This is a genomic window from Rathayibacter sp. PhB127, from assembly GCF_003751665.1.
GTDB classification, from domain to species: Bacteria; Actinomycetota; Actinomycetes; order Actinomycetales; family Microbacteriaceae; genus Rathayibacter; species Rathayibacter festucae.
In genome coordinates, this window is record NZ_RKHW01000001.1 from 1,082,025 (window position 1) to 1,096,787 (window position 14,763).

Below are 14,763 nucleotides of genomic sequence, written 5' to 3' on the forward strand. Positions count from 1 at the left end.
TCTTCTGCAGCGCTGCGTCGTCGAAGCCGGCCGGGGCGTCCTCGCCCTTCACCGGATCGCCGGACGCGAGGCCCTGGCTCGAGAATGCTGTCTCTGTGGTCATCGGTTACCGCGTTCCCCAGTTGTAGAACTGCTTGTGGAGTTTCAGATAGACGAAGGTCTCGGTCGAGAGCACCCCCGGAAGCGACCGGATCTCCTGGTTGAGCAGGGCGATCAGGTCGTCGTCGTTCTCGCAGACGACCTCGGCGAGGATGTCGAACGTGCCGGCCGTCAGCACCACGTAGTCCACCGCGGGGATCGCCGCGAGGCTGTCCGCGACCACCCTGGTGTCCCCGGTGACGCGGACGCCGATCATCGCCTGCCGGTAGAAGCCGAGCTGCATCGGGTCCGTCACGGCGACGATCTGCATCACGCCCGACTCGGTCAGCTTCTGCACCCGCTGGCGGACGGCCGCCTCGCTGAGCCCGACCGCCTTGCCGATCTCGGCGTAGGACCGCCGGCCGTCGGCCTGCAGCTGCTCGATGATCGCCTTGGACACGTCGTCGAGCTGGAGCGGGCGCGGCGCAGGAGGGCGGGAGGGGCTCATGCGATGATCCTGGCAGCCTCGGCGGGGCCCGGCAAGTGAATCCGCATCGGCGAGGCGTCCCGGATGACGGAATCCACTGTCGCGGAAGCGCTCTCGCCCACGCGGGCGACGGTCGGTCCGATCCTCCGCGGGAGCGCTACGGAGCGCCGCCGAGCGGGCGTCTCCGGTGCTCGCACAGCCGCTAGCATCGGAGGGATCGGCCCGCATGCGCGGAGCCGGCGGAGGCGAGGAGACGCGATGACGCAGATCGGCCGCAGCCGAGCGTCGGTGACCGTCCCCGTCTCGGCCTGGTCCTCGGACACGCCCTCCGCGGAGGTCACCCTCGGCTGGGCGGCGCGCACCGAGGTCGGCCTGGTGCGCAGCGCCAACGAGGACAGCTACCTCGCGAAGACGCCGCTCTTCGCCGTCGCCGACGGGATGGGCGGTCACGCGGCCGGAGAGGTGGCGAGCGACGCCGTCGTGTCCCGGCTCTCCCTCGCCGCGACCGGCAGCACGGTGGGAGCGGAGGAGATCGACCGCGCGCTCCGTGAGGCCGTGGACGACATCGCCCGCCAGTCGCAGACCGCCGACGGCGGGACCGGGACCACCGTCACCGGAGCGGCACTGACCGCCGTGGGCGGCGAGCCCTACTGGTCCGTCTTCAACATCGGCGACTCGCGCGTCTACCTCTGCGTCCAGGGTGCCCTGGTCCAGCTGACGGTCGACCACTCGATCGTCCAGGAGCTCGTCGATGCCGGCCTGATCACCCGGGACGAGGCCGACGTGCACCCGCACAGCAACGTGATCACCCGGGCGGTCGGCTTCCACGAGCCGCCCGTCCCCGATTACCGTCTCGTTCCCGTCATCGCCCCGTCGCGGCTGCTGATCTGCTCGGACGGCCTGACCAAGGAGCTCACCGACGCGGGCCTCGAGCACGTGCTCTCCACTGCGGAGACTGCCCAGGACGCCGCCGACGGACTTGTCGAGGCGGCGCTCGGCAACGGCGGACGCGACAACGTGACGGTGATCGTCGTCGACGTGCTCGCCGTCACCGGCGAGAGCGACTGATCGAGGACCCGCGAGGCCCGCCGGAGCCCCGGGTAGCATGGGTCGAGGAGGGGTGGTCTCGGTGATCTGCAGCACGTGTGGCTCCACCCTCGATCCCGGGGCGATCCTCTGCGGAGAGTGCGGCACCTCGGTGGCCTCGCACGCGACTCCCGGCGCCTCCCGCCCCGCGTCGACCGGCGACACCACCGTCCTCGACCCCTCGCGCCGTGCCTGGCTGCCCGGTCTCGCGCCGGGCCGGCACCGGCGGCCCGCCCCCGGGGCGCCCATGGCGCCGCCGAGTCAGGGGCTCGTGAAGCTGATCTTCGCCTCCGGGCAGCACGCCATCGTCACCGGCAGCGGTCTCATCGGCCGCCAGCCGCTGCCGGATGCGGGTGAGACCTTCCGGCACATCCTCGCGGTCCCGGATCCGACGCGCTCGCTCTCGAAGACGCACCTCGAGTTCGGCTTCGACGAGGGCGGCCTGTGGGTCAGCGATCGATGGTCCGCGAACGGCACCGTGCTGGTCGCCCCGACGCAGGCTCCGCTCCCGCTCGAGGCGGGCCGCCGCTACCGCGCGAAGATCGGCAGCAGGCTCCTGCTGTCCGCGGTCGAGATGGCGGTGGAACGGGTCGACGGCTCCTCCACAGCCTCGAACCGTCCACCGATCACCCGCTGACCCACCGCGCGCGGCCGGCGTCCGCTTCGCTGGTCGGATGACGATCCAGCACCCCAGGGCACGGCTCCTGCCGCCCACTCCACCGAGCACGCCGCCGAGGCCGCCGTTCCCGTGGATCGCGGCGCTGACCCCGGTGCTGTCGTCCCTCGTGCTGTACGCGCTGACCTCGTCGCCGTACACGCTGGCCCTCGCCGCTCTCGGACCGGTGGTGGCGCTAGCCTCCTTCCTCGACGCGGCCCGACTCCGCCGCCGCACCGCGCGACGGGAGGCGGAGCGCTACTCCCGGGAGCTCGCGGAGCACACCGTCGCGACGGCGAAGGCGCGGGCGGAGGAGCTCGCCGCCCTCCGGCGCGCGTCGCCGCTCCCGCTCGACGTCCTCGAGCAGCGCGTCCCGGCGGACGCCCGCTGGCGCCGGCCGGCGGAGGGACTCGAGGTCGTGCTCGGACGGGCGAGAGGGACAGCGGAGGGGGCCCGGGAGGACGGGGAGGTGCTGCTGGCGGCGATGTCCTCGGGGATCGGCGTCGTCGGCCCCACCGTCCTCACCCGCGCGCTGGTGCGGGGGCTCCTGGTGCAGATCGCGGAGCTCGTCGCGCCGGAAGCCCTCCGCATCGAGCTGCCGGACGGAAGCGGCTGGCGCTGCCTCCGCGCTCTTCCGCACACGCGGCCGGCTGGCGCGCCGCACGCCCTCGCCGTCCTGGAGGCGGACGCGGCGACCGAGGCGGACGCCGTCCTCGCCCTCGCCGGCACAGCGGCCGAGCTGCCGAAGCGGTGCCGCTGCATCGTCCAGCTCGGCGGAGCCGGCGTCGCGAGCGTCGTCGGCCGGAGAGGGCCCGGCACCACGGAGCCGCTGGTCGTCGACTTCGTGGCCGCGGAGCAGGCGCGCGGCTACGCCGAGTCGCTCGCCGCCGCCCGCGGCGCAGGGCCGGCGGAGCTCCCGGGAACCGTGCTGCTCTCCGACCTCGGCGGCCGGGACGGACCCGACGACGGCGCCGGACTCCCGGTGCTGCTGGGGCGGACGCCGAGCGGCCCGATCGAGATCGATCTGGTCCGCGACGGTCCGCACGTCGTCGTCGGCGGGACGACGGGGAGCGGCAAGAGCGAGCTCCTGATCGCCTGGGTCGTGGGACTGGCGATCCGGCACCCGCCGACCGCCGTGACGTTCCTGCTCGCGGACTTCAAGGGCGGCGCGGGGTTCGGCGCGCTCCGGCCCCTCCCGCACGTGACCGGGGTGATCACCGATCTCGACACCGAGGGGGCTCTCCGCGCCTTCACCAGCATCGCCGCCGAGCTGCGCCGTCGCGAGGTGGTCCTCGCCGAGCGCGGCGTTCCGGACATCGCCCGGCTGGCACCCGGCGTGCTCGCGCGGCTGGTCGTCGTCGTCGACGAGTGCGCGGTCGTGCTGGAGCGCGCACCGGAGCTGCACCGCACCTTCGCCGACATCGCCGCGCGCGGGCGCTCACTCGGTGTCCACCTCGTGCTCTGCACCCAGCGGCCGGTCGGCGTCGTCCGCGACGCGGTCGCGGCGAACTGCGGTCTCCGGATCGCGCTCCGGGTGCACGACGCCGCCGACTCGCGAGCGCTGATCGGCTCGGACGCCGCCGCGCGGATCCCGCACCGCGCGGCGGGTCGGTGCGTCGTGTCGATCGGCGGACGCGGACAGCTGGTCCAGGCGGCTCTCGCGCAGGAGGGCGACATCGCCAGGGCGAGGCGGAGCGGCGCCGGGTCGGCCCCGGCGCACCGGCCCTGGCTCGACCCGCTGCCCGACCGGATCCCCCTGCCGGAGCGCCGGCGGACGGGCCGGATCGTGCTCGGCGTCGTCGACAGCCCTGCCGAGCAGCGCCAGGACGTCGTCCACCTCGCTCACCGCTCCCTCCTCGTCCTCGGAGCAGCGGGCTCCGGTCGCAGCGGTGCGCTCCGCACGGTCGCCGCGCAGCTCGGCAGCGCTCGCACGGTCGGCCCGCTCGACGCCGAGGAGGCCTGGGACGCGGTCGTCGCCGAGGACGGGCCGTCCGGTCCGCTGCTGATCGACGACCTGGATCTGCTGCTGCGGCGCTGCACCGAGGACGAGCGCCGACGACTCCTCGACGCCCTGCAGACGGCGCTCCGCTCCGGCGGGGAGCCGATCGTCGCCACCGCCCGCCGGGCGACCGACGGGCTCGCCGGCCTCCGGGACGCCTTCGACGACGTCCTGCTGCTGCGCGCCGCACACCGGCAGGAGCACCAGCTGCTCGCGCTGCACGGCGAGCCGTACCGCGGCGACCTGCCCCCGGGCGGCGGCTGGTGGCGCGGGGAGCGGATCCAGGTCTTCGCGCCGCCGCCGTCGCCGCCGGGCAGGCGTCCGGCGGCCGTGCCGGTCGTGCCGAGGGGCGAGAAGCCCTTCGCGGTCCTGACGAATCGCGCGGGGGCGCTGAGGGCGAGGCTCACCGCGGCCGGCGTCCCCGCGCTCCCGGTCCCGGCGGTGGCGGACGGGCTGCCTCCGGCCGGCGCGGCGATCCTCGGGTCGGTCGCGGAGCGGTCCGTGGCGAGGGCGCTCCTCGCCCGCCTCCGCGCGAGCGCTCCCGTCGTGCTCGACCTCCCCCCGGCCGAGGCGCGGGTCGTGCTGGGTCCGCTCCCGCCGGCACCTCTCTGCGCGGGCGACAGGGTGTTGCTCCTGGTGGACGACCGTCTCCGTCGTGCGCGCTGGCCGGACGCCCCGGCGTCCTGACCACCGGCGCCGAACAGGAGGAATCCGTGGTCGGAGAGCCCTCGGAGCGCGGATTTCGTGACAATCATGTTTCCAGATCACCGATCTCCTCCGTCCGTCATCGACAGACGTCCGAGCACTGTGCAAGTATTTCCCCACGTTCACGCCGGTGGGCCCGAGCACCGACGCAGTCAGGAGCCGCAGCCATGACCCGTCCTCTCCCGAGGGACCCCGTCCTCCGCGAGGCCATCGCCGTCGCACGATCCCGCGAGCGGGAGAGGCGCGCGATGCTCTCGCGGCGCGCGGTCCTCGGCGGCCTCGGGCTCGGCGTCGGCGCGCTGGCGCTCGCCGGCTGCGCCCCGGTCTCGCGGGCCGCCCCCACCGCCGCGGTCGACGAGTCCGCCTCCGATCCGAGACTGGTCTGGGACAACTGGCCGGCGTACCTCGACGAGGACGACGACGGCGGATACCCGACTCTGGCGGCGTTCGAGGAGCAGTCCGGCATCTCCGTCACCTACAACGTCGCGGTCGACGACAACAACTCCTACTACGGCAAGGTCAAGGACCAGCTCGCGCTCGGCCAGTACATCGGCGCCGACACCGTCTGCCTGACCGAGTGGATGGTCTCTCGGCTGGCCCGGCGCGGCTACATCCAGGAGCTCGACCACGCCAACATCCCGAACATCGCGAACCTCACCCCCTCGCTCGCGAACCCGGACTTCGATCCGGGCCGCCACCGCTCCCTCCCGTTCCAGGCCGGCTTCGCCGGGATCTGCTGGAACAAGGAGAAGCTGCCGAACGGACTCGCGAGCGTGGAGGACCTCTGGGATCCGGCACTGCGCGGCCGGGTCGGCGTGCTCAGCGAGATGCGCGACACCATCGGGCTGATCATGCTCGCCCAGGGCACCGACATCGCCGGCTCCTGGGGGGACGACGAGTTCATGAACGCGATCGACGTCTTCCGGAAGCAGGTCGACGAGGGCCAGATCCGCAACATCAAGGGCAACGCGTACCTCAACGACCTGCAGAACGAGGACACCCTCGCGGCGATCTGCTGGTCGGGCGACATCACGCTGATCAACACCGAGGCCGGCGACAAGTGGGAGTTCGCGCTCCCCGACTCGGGCGGCACCCTGTGGAACGACACGTTCGTCGTGCCGATGGGCTCCCAGCGCAAAGCCAACGCGGAAGCGCTGATGAACTACTACTACGAGCCGGAGGTCGCCGCCGAGGTGGCTGCCTGGGTCAACTACATCACCCCCGTCGACGGAGCGAAGGACGCCATGGAGAGCATCGACCCGGAGCTGGCCGAGAACCAGCTGATCTTCCCCGACGAGGACACGCTCGCGCAGTCCCACATCTTCCGGACGCTCACCGCGGACGAGGAGAAGGACTACCAGGCCGAGTTCCAGAAAGTGCTGCTGGGCATCTGATGGCGATGGGAACCTTCGCCGAGCGCGGCGCCGACCTCGAGCTGGTCGGGATCAGCAAGCAGTACCCGGGCTTCACCGCCATCGACTCGCTGGATCTGACGATCCCCGCGGGCTCCTTCTTCGCCCTCCTCGGGCCCTCCGGCTGCGGGAAGACGACCACCCTGCGCCTCGTCGCGGGCCTCGAGGAGCCCAGCGCCGGCCGGATCCTCATCGGCGGGAAGGACGTCACAGCCACCAAGACCTTCCAGCGCCCGGTCAACACGGTCTTCCAGTCCTACGCGCTGTTCCCGCACATGTCGATCCTCGAGAACGTCGCCTTCGGCCTCAAGCGCCGCCGGATCGACGACCCGGTGGGCAAGGCGCACGAGGCGCTCCGGCTGGTCGAGCTCGACCACCTGGCCCAGCGCCGCCCGGCCCAGCTCTCCGGCGGTCAGCAGCAGCGGGTCGCCCTCGCCCGCGCCATCGTCAACCGGCCCGCGCTGCTGCTCCTCGACGAGCCCCTCGGCGCGCTCGACCTCAAGCTCCGCCGCCAGATGCAGCTCGAGCTGAAGTCGATTCAAGAGGAGGTCGGCCTCACCTTCCTGCACGTCACGCACGACCAGGAGGAGGCCATGACCATGGCCGACACCGTCGCGGTGATGAACAAGGGCCGGATCGAGCAGATGGGCGCCCCCGAGGCGCTCTACGAGCTCCCGCGGACGGTCTTCGTCGCGAACTTCCTCGGCCAGTCGAACCTCTTCACCGGCGAGGTCGTCGCCTCGAGCGGCACCGCGCTGACGATCGAGGCCGGCGACACCCGGATCGTCGTGCCCACCGCCCGTGCGGCCCGCGAGTCCGGGGAGATGACCATCGGCGTCCGCCCCGAGAAGCTCCTCCTGCTCACCGAGGCTCCGGCCGACACGCCGGACCGCAACGTGCTCGGGCCGGGCCGCGTGGTCGACGTCTCCTTCAGCGGCGTCAGCACGCAGTACACGATCGAGATCCCGACGCTCGGCTCGATCGTCGTCTTCGCCCAGAACATGGTCTTCGGGCCGGTCGTCGGCGAGGGCGCGCAGGTCTGGGTCAGCTGGAGCATCGAGCACGGCTTCGGTCTGGCCGACGAGCCGGGCACCGTGCCCCGCTTCGCCGCCGATGACTCCACCCGCTCGATCGCCCTGCAGAAGCGCGGGCTGCTCGCCGGACGCTCCGGAGGGGCGTAGGCATGGCCTTCGCCGCGTTCGCGACCGGCTCGGCCGACACGCTCGATCCGCCGGTCCGCCGGCGGTCGACGATCGCCCTGGTGCTCCTGCTGCCGGGCATCGTCTACATGCTGCTGTTCTTCCTGACGCCGCTGATCTCGCTCGTGCTGACCTCGTTCCAGGTCGAGGTCCCGGACGGCGACATCGGCGAGTACGCGCCGGGCTTCGCCTGGCAGAACTACCTCGTCGTGATGGCCGACTACTGGCCGCACGCGATCCGCTCCTTCGGCTACGCGCTGATCGCCACGGTGCTCGCGCTCGTCATCAGCTACCCGCTCGCCTACTTCATCGGCGTCAAGGCGCGGCCGTGGCCGCTGCTGCAGAAACTCCTGCTGACGCTGGTGATCGCCCCGTTCTTCATCAGCTTCCTGCTGCGCACGCTGGCGTGGAAGCAGATCCTCGCCGACGAGAGCCCGCTCGTGCAGGCGCTCAAGACCGTCGCGATCCTGCCCTCGGACGGCCACCTCACGGGGACGCCGATCGCGGTCGTCTTCGGCATCACCTACAACTTCATCCCGTTCATGACCCTTCCGCTCTACACGACGCTGGAGCGGCTGGACACCCGGCTGCTCGAGGCCGGCTCCGACCTCTACGCGCACCCCGCCTCGGTGTTCTGGAAGGTCACCGTGCCGCTCTCGATGCCCGGCATCGTCTCGGGCACGCTGCTCACCTTCATCCCGGCGGCGGGCGACTACATCAACGCGAGCCGGGACTTCCTCGGCTCCTCGCAGACCTCGATGGTCGGCAACGCGATCGAGGCGAACTTCCTCACCCTCGAGAACTATCCGGCCGCCGCCGCGCTGTCGATCGTCCTGATGGCCGTGATCCTGGTCATCGTCGGCTTCTACGTGAAGCGCAGTGGAACGGAGGACCTCCTGTGACCGCCACCGCCGACCGCCCCGTCGCGAGTGCTCAGGAGGCGCTGGGGGCACCCGCTCCGGCGCAGGTGCGAGGCCCGCGCCGCTTCAAGGGCCTCGGGCTCGGGATCTACACGGCCCTCGCCCTGATCTTCCTGCTGATCCCGATCGGCTACACCTTCGTCTACTCGTTCAACGACTCGGGCAAGAGCAATCTCGCCTGGCGGGGCTTCACCTTCGACAAGTGGGTGTCGGCGTGGACGAGCGAGGAGGTGATGACGGCGTTCGGCAACAGCCTGCTGGTCGGCGTCGTGGCGACCGTGCTGGCCACCGCACTCGGGACGATGATCGCCATCGCACTCGTGCGGTTCCGCTTCCGGTTCCGCTCGGCGATCAGCCTGCTGCTGTTCCTGCCGATGGCCACCCCGGAGGTGGTGCTCGGCGCCGGTCTCGCCGCCCAGTTCCTCGCGCTCGGCACCGAGAAGGGCCTGGTCACGATCATCCTGGCGCACACGATGTTCTGCATCAGCTTCGTCGTGGTGACGGTCAAGGCGCGCGTCGCGAGCCTCGACCCGCGGCTCGAGGAGGCGGGGCGCGACCTCTACGCCTCGCCGGCCCAGGTCTTCTGGCGGATCACCTTCCCGCTGCTGCTGCCCGGCATCCTCGCGGCGGCTCTGCTCTCGTTCGCGCTGAGCTTCGACGACTTCATCATCACGAACTTCAACTCCGGGTCCGTCACCACGTTCCCGAAGTACATCTACATCGCGGCGGCCCGAGGCATCCCCGCCGAGGCGAACGTGATCGCGTCGGCGGTGTTCGTGCTGGCGATCCTGATCGTCGTCGTCACGCAGGTGTCGGCGGCGGCCCGGGCGAAGCGGCTGGCGCGCACGCAGTAGCGGCGGGACCGGCCGCTCCGGCGGCGCCCCAGCGCCTCAGACGTAGGAGGCGCGGACCGCGCCGACCGGCTTGCCGCCGCCGGTGACCACCGGGTTGAGCCGCACCAGCACCTCGTTCGCCGCCGTGCGGTCGACGGTGCCCGCCTCCACCAGCAGCTTGAGCGCGACCACCGTGGCGGCGCGCAGGCTGCCGTCGAGGATCTTCAGAGCGACCGTCGTGCCGTCGGGCGACGCCATCACGAGCACGCCCTCCGCGCCGAGCTTCGCGACCAGGCCGAGGCGCTCGATCACGACGGTGTTGTCGCGACCCGGCCCGTCCAGGGCCCAGGCGTTCTCGAGGATCGCCTCGGTCAGGACTCCGGCCTGCCGGTAGAGCCCGAACGGCGAGGCGGGGGAGGAGGAGACGATCCGCGAGATCCCCTTCGCGAGCGCGGTCAGCGGCAGTGCGTGCACCGGTGCGCCGCAGCCGTCGACGGCAGAGCCCGCGATCCGCTCGCCGGTCAGGCGCTCTATCGTGTCCACGATGTGCTGCTGCAGCGGGTGCGAGCGCTCGAGGTAGTCGTCGGTGCTCCAGCCGTTCTGCACGCAGGCGAGCAGCATCGCCGCGTGCTTGCCGGAGCAGTTCATGTAGAGCGGATCCGCGCTCGCGCCGGCGCGCAGCAGCTTGGTGCGCGAGGCCGAGTCGCTCGGCCAGTCGGCCGGGCACTGCAGGGCGGTGTGGTCGAGGCCCGCGCGGAAGAGCAGGTTCTGCACCAGGGCGACGTGCTGCGGGATGCCGGCGTGGCTCGCGGTCGCGATCACCGCCTCCGCTCCGCTCAGCTCGACGCCGGCGGTCATCACGGCGAGGGCCTGGAAGGGCTTCAGGCAGGAGCGGGGGAGGACAGGCGCCGTCGGGGTGCCCAGGGTGCGGGCGACGCGGCCGTCGGAGTCGAGGAGCACGGCCGATCCGGCGTGGCGCGACTCGACGAAGCCGGATCGCTCGACCACCGCCAGTTCGACGGACTCGGCGAGAGTGAAGGTACCTGCGGACATCCCCCCATCTTGCCCGACGGCCCGGCGCCTCCTGAGCCCAGGGGCCGGGCCGTCGTCGGTGGGAGCGGGGCTCAGAGGGTCGCGAACGCCTCGCCGAGGACGGCCATGGCCTCGTCCAGCAGCTCGTCCGTGAGGGCGAGGCTGGGGAGGAAGCGCACCACGTTGCCGTAGGTGCCGGCGCTGAGCACGAGCACGCCGTGCTTGGCGGCGTAGTCGATGATCGCGCCGACCGCCGCGGTGTTCGGCCGCTTGGTCGTCTGCGCGGTCCCCGGCTCGACGAGCTCGATCGCCATCATCGCGCCGATGCCGCGCACGTCGCCGATGATGTCGTAGCGCTCCTGCAGGGCGTGCAGCGCGGCACCGAGGCGGGCGCCGATCCGATCGGCCTCGGCGAGGAGGCCGTCCTGCTCGATCCGCTCGAAGACGGCGACCGCCGCGGCCGCTGCGACGGGGTTGCCGCCGAAGGTGCCGCCGAGGCCGCCGGCCTGCGCGGAGTCCATGATCTCGGCGCGACCGGTGACCCCGGCGAGCGGCAGGCCGCCCGCGATGCCCTTGGCCGAGAGCACCAGGTCCGGGACGAGGCCGAAGTGCTCACTGGCGAACCAGGCGCCGGTGCGGGCCATGCCCGACTGGATCTCGTCGGCGACGAAGACGATGCCGTTCGCGGTGCACCACTCCTGCAGCGCGGGCAGGAAGCCCTGCGCCGGGACCATGAAGCCGCCCTCGCCCTGGACGGGCTCGACGACGAGGCAGGCCAGCGCGGACGCGCCGACCGTCTTCTCGAGGTACGCGATCGTCTGCTCGGCCGCCTCGGCGCCCGAGAGGCCGTCGTGGTAGGGGTACGAGCTCGGCGCGCGGTGGACGTCGCTCGCGAACGGGCCGAAGCCGAGTCCGTAGGGGAGTGCCTTGAAGTTCATCGCCATCGTCAGGTTCGTGCGGCCGTGGTAGGCGTGGTCGAGCACCGCGACGCCGGGGCGGCCGGTGTGCTTGCGGGCGATCTTGACCGCGTTCTCGACGGCTTCGGCGCCGGAGTTGACCAGCACGGTCTTCTTCGCGTGGTCGCCGGGGGTGTGCTCGCCGAGCAGCTCCGCGACGCGGATGTACGGCTCGTAGGGCGTGACGGTGAAGAGCGTGTGGGTGAGGCGGCCGAGCTGCGCGGTGGCGGCGGCGACGACCGCGTCGTCGGTGTGGCCGATCGTCGTCACGCCGATGCCGGCGCCGAGGTCGATGAACTGGTTGCCGTCGACGTCGACGAGGATCGCGCCGTGCGCGCGGTCGATGTAGACGGGCAGCGCGGTGCCCACTCCGGTGGGGACGACGGCGAGGCGGCGCTCGTGCAGAGCCCTCGATCGCGGCCCCGGGATCTCGGTCGCGACGCGACGCTCCTGGGGGACGGCCGACGTGGGAACCTGGGGAGCGAGCGTGTCTGTCATGGTCCCCCGAGTGTACCCGCGGGCCTCGGAGGAGCAGGGGTCCAGACCGTCGAGACCGGCCTGAACCACGGCCGAGAAGGAGGATTCCGATGCAAGCGGAGCACGATTACGCCGTATCCGTCGTCTGGGAGGGCAACCGCGGCACCGGCACCAGCGGCTACCGGGACTACGGGCGCCAGAACGTCCTCGTCGCCGAGGGCCCGCCGCCCATCCTCGCCTCGGCCGACAAGCCCTTCCGCGGCGACCCGGACCGCTGGAACCCCGAGCAGCTGCTGCTCGCCGCGCTCGCGCAGTGCCACCTGCTCTCGTTCCTGCACGTCGCGGTGAAGAACGGCGTCGTCGTGACCGAGTACGTCGACGACGCCGCCGGGCGGATGGTGCAGGAGGGCGAGGGCGGGCGCTTCGTCTCGGTGACCCTCCGGCCGCGGGTCCGCGTCGCGCACGAGTCGATGGTCGAGCTCGCGCAGTCGCTGCACGGCGAGGCGTCGCGGCTGTGCTTCATCGCGAACTCGGTGAACTTCCCGGTCGGGCACGAGCCGCAGACCTCGGCGGCCGACGCGCACTGATCCGCGGCGAGCGCGTCGGGTGCGGCGGCGTCAGTCGTCAGCGCCGCTCGTGCGGCAGCGCGCGCTTGATCTTCTCGACCGTCGTGACCGGGGGCGACTCGTTGTAGACGCCCGCCGCCTCCTGGCCCGAGAGCGCGTGGATCGCGGCCATCACCTCGTCGGTCGCGTGCCGGCGCGCGCGGCCCGAGTCGGCGGAGCCGTGCCGGGAGAGGTCGAGCGGATCGCCGAAGCGCACGGTGATCCGGTGCAGGCGGGGGATCTTCGAGCCGACGGGCTGCAGCTCCTGGGTGCCGACGAGGCCGACCGGGACGACGGGTGCGCCGGTGGTGAGCGCGAGCCACGCCACGCCGGTGCGGCCGCGGTAGAGGCGGCCGTCGCGCGAGCGCGTGCCTTCCGGATAGACCGCGAACGCCTCGTCGCGCTCGAGGATCGCGCGGCCGAGGTCGAGGGCCTCCTGCGCGGCCTGGCCGGCGCCGCGCTCGACGGGCACCGCTCCGACCGCCGTGAAGAACGAGCGCGACGCGGCGCCGCGCGCGCCGGTGCCGGTGAAGTAGTCGGCCTTCGCGAGGAACTGCACCGGCCGCGGCGCCAGCAGGGTCAGGACGGGGGAGTCGATGAACGACAGGTGGTTGCTGGCGAGGATGACCCGGCCGGTGCGGGGGACGTTGTCGCGGCCCTCGACGATCGGGCGGTAGATCATCCGGCCGAGGCGGCTCATCGTGAAGCGGGCCACGCGCGCGGAGACGCCGATCCCCGGGGGTGTCGGCGGTGCGGGAGCGTCGTCGGTCGGCATTCGCCCGACGCTACCGGCGGGTGCATGCCGCTCGGGTCATGCTCCGCCGACCGCTCCGCCGGGCCCTTCTCGCGGGCCGGGGTGGACGACCGCGGGCCGCCCCTCGTGACGAGGAGCGGCCCGCAGATCGACGCAGAGGGAGTGGCTCAGCCGAAGGTGGCGAGCGCCTCCTCGATGACACCCGCGGCGTCGTCGATCAGCTCCTCGCTGATGACCACGCTCGGCATGATGCGCAGGACGCTGTCCCAGCTGCCGGCGTCCAGAGCGATGACGCCGTTCGTCGTGACGTGCTTCAGGACGGCGGAGAGCGCCTCCGGGTTCTGCTTCTTGGTACCGGGGTGCACGAGCTCGACGCCGAACATCGCGCCCTTGCCGCGGACCTCGCCGACCACGGCGAAGCGCTCGGCCCAGTCACCGATGCGGGCCTGCAGGGCGCGCTCGACGCGCTGCGCCTCGGCGATCAGGCCCTCGGACTCGATGGCCTCGAAGGTGGCGAGCGCGGCGGCGGTCGAGACGGGGTTGCCGCCGAAGGTGCCGCCGATGCCGCCGGGCTGGACGGCGTCCATGATCTCCGCGCGGCCGGTGACCGCGGCGAGCGGGAAGCCGCCGGCGATGCCCTTGGCGGTGGTGATCAGGTCCGGGACGACGCCGAAGTGCTCGATCGAGTACCAGGCGCCGGTCCGGGCGATGCCGGCCTGGATCTCGTCGGCGACGAAGACGATGCCATTCTCGGTGCAGAACTCCGACAGCCGCTCGAAGTAGCCGGCCGCCGGGATGATGATGCCGCCGTCGCCCTGGATCGGCTCGACGAACAGCGCCGCCAGCTCCTCGGCGCCGATGTGGGTGCGGATGTAGTCGATCGAGCGCTCGGCCGCCTCCTCGCCCGTCATGCCCTCGGGGTCGCGGAACGGGTAGCTCATCGGGAGGCTGTAGATCTCACCGGGGAACGGGCCCATGCCGGCCCGCTCGGGCCAGGGGCGGTAGGTCATCGCCATCGTGAGGTTGGTGCGGCCGTGGAAGGCGTGGTCGAGCGAGGCGATCGCGCGGCGACCGGTGTGCTTGCGGGCGATCTTGACCGCGTTCTCGACCGCCTCGGCGCCGGAGTTCACGAGGATCGAGTGCTTCTCGAAGTCGCCGGGGGTGATCTCGCCGAGCTTCTCGGCCACCCGGACGTAGTTCTCGTACGGGGTGACGGTGAAGAGGGTGTGGGTCAGCTTCTCGGCCTGGGCGGCGGCGGCGGCGGCGACCGCGGGGTGCGCGTGGCCGATGGTGGTGACGCCGATGCCGCAGCCGAGGTCGATCAGGCGGTTGCCGTCGACGTCGACCAGGACGGCGCCCGAGGCGTGGTCCATGTAGATGTTCGCGAGGGTTCCGGCGCCGCGGGAGACGCTGGCGACGCGGCGCTCCTGCAGCGCGATCGAGCGGGGGCCGGGGAGCTCGGTGACGAGCGCGCGGGACTGGGGGACCGAGAATTCACGCATTCCTCCATGCTAGGCGCGGCTCCCGGGGAGGGGGCCGGGGACGCTCCGGGGCGGCGCGACCGG

The 14,763-nt window shown here is 72.3% G+C and carries 13 protein-coding genes; 8 read left to right on the forward strand and 5 right to left on the reverse strand.

What is annotated here, in order from left to right; genetic code table 11:
• Nucleotides 1–106: 106 nt before the first annotated feature.
• Nucleotides 107–586, reverse strand: coding sequence for an Lrp/AsnC family transcriptional regulator (locus EDF22_RS05240; protein WP_123445514.1), 480 nt, complete (start codon nucleotides 584–586; stop codon nucleotides 107–109).
• 237 nt (nucleotides 587–823) lie between these two features.
• Between EDF22_RS05240 and EDF22_RS05245 the strand changes: the two genes are divergently transcribed.
• The 7 genes from EDF22_RS05245 to EDF22_RS05275 all read left to right on the forward strand — a co-directional run bounded on the left by EDF22_RS05245 (nucleotide 824) and on the right by EDF22_RS05275 (nucleotide 9,395).
• Nucleotides 824–1,633, forward strand: coding sequence for a PP2C family serine/threonine-protein phosphatase (locus EDF22_RS05245; RefSeq protein WP_123445515.1), 810 nt, complete (start codon nucleotides 824–826; stop codon nucleotides 1,631–1,633).
• Between the two features lie 130 nt (nucleotides 1,634–1,763).
• Nucleotides 1,764–2,288, forward strand: a complete 525-nt coding sequence (locus EDF22_RS05250) for a hypothetical protein (RefSeq protein ID WP_148059117.1) — start codon at nucleotides 1,764–1,766, stop codon at nucleotides 2,286–2,288.
• Between the two features lie 37 nt (nucleotides 2,289–2,325).
• Complete coding sequence (locus EDF22_RS05255; RefSeq protein WP_148059118.1) at nucleotides 2,326–4,992, forward strand: FtsK/SpoIIIE domain-containing protein; 2,667 nt, start codon at nucleotides 2,326–2,328, stop codon at nucleotides 4,990–4,992.
• Nucleotides 4,993–5,177: 185 nt separating this feature from the next.
• Nucleotides 5,178–6,404, forward strand: coding sequence for a PotD/PotF family extracellular solute-binding protein (locus tag EDF22_RS05260; protein ID WP_123702926.1), 1,227 nt, complete (start codon nucleotides 5,178–5,180; stop codon nucleotides 6,402–6,404).
• Nucleotides 6,404–7,603 carry an ABC transporter ATP-binding protein gene (locus EDF22_RS05265; protein ID WP_123702928.1) on the forward strand — a complete coding sequence of 400 codons (1,200 nt, stop codon included), beginning with the start codon at nucleotides 6,404–6,406 and terminating at the stop codon, nucleotides 7,601–7,603. The genes EDF22_RS05260 and EDF22_RS05265 overlap by 1 nt, the downstream gene beginning before the upstream one ends.
• Before the next feature lie 2 nt (nucleotides 7,604–7,605).
• On the forward strand, nucleotides 7,606–8,523 hold the full coding sequence (locus tag EDF22_RS05270; protein WP_123702930.1) for an ABC transporter permease: 918 nt from the start codon (nucleotides 7,606–7,608) through the stop codon (nucleotides 8,521–8,523).
• 104 nt (nucleotides 8,524–8,627) lie between these two features.
• Nucleotides 8,628–9,395 carry an ABC transporter permease gene (locus EDF22_RS05275; RefSeq protein WP_243582724.1) on the forward strand — a complete coding sequence of 256 codons (768 nt, stop codon included), beginning with the start codon at nucleotides 8,628–8,630 and terminating at the stop codon, nucleotides 9,393–9,395.
• A 36-nt stretch (nucleotides 9,396–9,431) separates the two neighbouring features.
• Here the strand turns inward: EDF22_RS05275 and EDF22_RS05280 are convergent, their stop codons facing one another.
• Both EDF22_RS05280 and gabT read right to left on the reverse strand, forming a co-directional pair.
• A complete protein-coding gene (locus EDF22_RS05280; RefSeq protein WP_123702932.1) occupies nucleotides 9,432–10,427 on the reverse strand; it encodes an asparaginase in 996 nt (331 codons plus the stop codon).
• A 71-nt stretch (nucleotides 10,428–10,498) separates the two neighbouring features.
• Nucleotides 10,499–11,860, reverse strand: coding sequence for a 4-aminobutyrate--2-oxoglutarate transaminase (gene gabT / locus EDF22_RS05285; RefSeq protein WP_123702934.1), 1,362 nt, complete (start codon nucleotides 11,858–11,860; stop codon nucleotides 10,499–10,501).
• Between the two features lie 89 nt (nucleotides 11,861–11,949).
• On the opposite strand from gabT, the gene EDF22_RS05290 reads away from it, so the two are divergent.
• Nucleotides 11,950–12,426 (forward strand): OsmC family protein, encoded by a 477-nt coding sequence (locus EDF22_RS05290; protein ID WP_123702936.1) that lies wholly within the window; start codon nucleotides 11,950–11,952, stop codon nucleotides 12,424–12,426.
• Between the two features lie 37 nt (nucleotides 12,427–12,463).
• On the opposite strand, the gene EDF22_RS05295 is transcribed toward EDF22_RS05290, so the two are convergent.
• Both EDF22_RS05295 and EDF22_RS05300 read right to left on the reverse strand, forming a co-directional pair.
• Nucleotides 12,464–13,219, reverse strand: coding sequence for a 1-acyl-sn-glycerol-3-phosphate acyltransferase (locus EDF22_RS05295; protein ID WP_123702938.1), 756 nt, complete (start codon nucleotides 13,217–13,219; stop codon nucleotides 12,464–12,466).
• A 146-nt stretch (nucleotides 13,220–13,365) separates the two neighbouring features.
• On the reverse strand, nucleotides 13,366–14,700 hold the full coding sequence (locus EDF22_RS05300) for an aminotransferase class III-fold pyridoxal phosphate-dependent enzyme (protein ID WP_123702939.1): 1,335 nt from the start codon (nucleotides 14,698–14,700) through the stop codon (nucleotides 13,366–13,368).
• Nucleotides 14,701–14,763 lie beyond the last annotated feature (63 nt).